Origin of the sequence: Brachybacterium rhamnosum, assembly GCF_039526185.1 — a bacterium.
GTDB lineage: Bacteria > Actinomycetota > Actinomycetes > Actinomycetales > Dermabacteraceae > Brachybacterium > Brachybacterium rhamnosum.
In genome coordinates this window covers 1-1067 of record NZ_BAAAIS010000010.1, presented here as the reverse complement: position 1 = coordinate 1067, position 1067 = coordinate 1, and the positions used below count along the sequence as shown (strand labels likewise).

1 rRNA gene is annotated in these 1067 nt (G+C 57.5%); it reads left to right on the top strand.

Annotation, left to right across the window (positions count from 1 at the left end):
- Positions 1-1067 (top strand): 23S ribosomal RNA (locus ABD080_RS16730); the annotation flags it as partial.

The window sequence follows — 1067 nt, the reverse complement described above, 5'->3', positions numbered from 1 at the left end:
GGGGTGACGGCGTGCCTTTTGAAGAATGAGCCTGCGAGTTAGTGGTCGGTGGCGAGGTTAACCCGTGTGGGGTAGCCGTAGCGAAAGCGAGTCTGAACGGGGCGTTCAGTCGCCGGCTCTAGACCCGAAGCGAAGTGATCTATCCATGGGCAGTGTGAAGCGCGGGTAAGACCGCGTGGAGGCGCGAACCCACTTCAGTTGAAAATGGAGGGGATGACCTGTGGATAGGGGTGAAAGGCCAATCAAACTTCGTGATAGCTGGTTCTCCCCGAAATGCATTTAGGTGCAGCGTTGCGTGTTTCGTGCCGGAGGTAGAGCACTGGATAGGCGATGGGCCCCACCGGGTTACTGACCTTAGCCAAACTCCGAATGCCGGTACGTGAGAGCGCAGCAGTGAGACTGTGGGGGATAAGCTTCATAGTCGAGAGGGAAACAGCCCAGAACATCAGCTAAGGCCCCTAAGCGTGTGCTAAGTGGAAAAGGATGTGAAGTTGCTGAGACAACCAGGAGGTTGGCTTAGAAGCAGCCACCCTTGAAAGAGTGCGTAATAGCTCACTGGTCAAGTGATTTTGCGCCGACAATGTAGCGGGGCTCAAGTACACCGCCGAAGCTGTGTCATTCCGGTTCTGCCGGGATGGGTAGGGGAGCGTCGAGCAGCCAGCGAAGCCGCGGGGGAACCCAGTGGTGGAGGCTGTTCGAGTGAGAATGCAGGCATGAGTAGCGAAAGACGGGTGAGAAACCCGTCCGCCGATTGATCAAGGGTTCCAGGGCTAGGTTAATCCGCCCTGGGTTAGTCGGGACCTAAGGCGAGGCCGACAGGCGTAGTCGATGGACATCGGGTTGATATTCCCGAACCGATCGTAGGAGGACCCATACCGAGGCAGTCGATGCTAACCACCCGATCAGTCCTCTTGCCCTTCGGGGTGAGGGATGCTGTGAGGCTGGGAACCAAGGTTGTAGTAGGTCAGCGCGAGGGATGACGCAGAGAGGTAGCTTCCGCGGACTTAATGGAATAGTCCGTCTAAGCGTGCAGCCCGACCCCGGGTAATGCTGGGGTCATCAAGGGT